This window comes from Metabacillus lacus (assembly GCF_009674805.1).
Classification (GTDB): domain Bacteria; phylum Bacillota; class Bacilli; order Bacillales; family Bacillaceae; genus Metabacillus_C; species Metabacillus_C lacus.
The window spans coordinates 1-376 of sequence record NZ_WKKI01000130.1 but is presented as its reverse complement, the minus strand read 5'-3'; the positions used below and the strand labels follow the sequence as shown (position 1 = coordinate 376).

Below are 376 nucleotides of genomic sequence, written 5' to 3'. Positions count from 1 at the left end.
TCTTTAAACTTTTCCTTCGCAATTGGGTCGTTTTTCTGGCCACCAGGCAATCGAAACCTTCTCCCACATAGTCATTTACACTAATAAATGTTTTCCTAGCATGTCTCTCCTCTGGCGTTTCAGAAATTCCTCCCATGACTCCACATCCTCCTATCAAAAATAATGCTGCAAAAATTATTGAAGTTAAATACTCTTTATTAATTCTTGGCACAACTAAATTATCCATGAGTTCCCCCTATTGTCTTTCTATGTCCCAGATTATTAAAGAATTATCTTTGTCACCTATACTTGTGTGTTTATTTATTTTGTTATCATTTAAAGTGATTGTATAACTTCCTCTAGGAAAACCTTCTCTTGTTTCAATGTCTGAAATGAT

The 376-nt window shown here is 34.3% G+C and carries 1 protein-coding gene; it reads right to left on the bottom strand.

All coding sequences use genetic code 11. From position 1 onward, the window contains the following. Positions 1-226 (bottom strand): hypothetical protein (locus tag GJU40_RS20615; protein ID WP_154309900.1); only part of this gene is annotated, 226 nt, incomplete at its 3' end. Positions 227-376 lie beyond the last annotated feature (150 nt).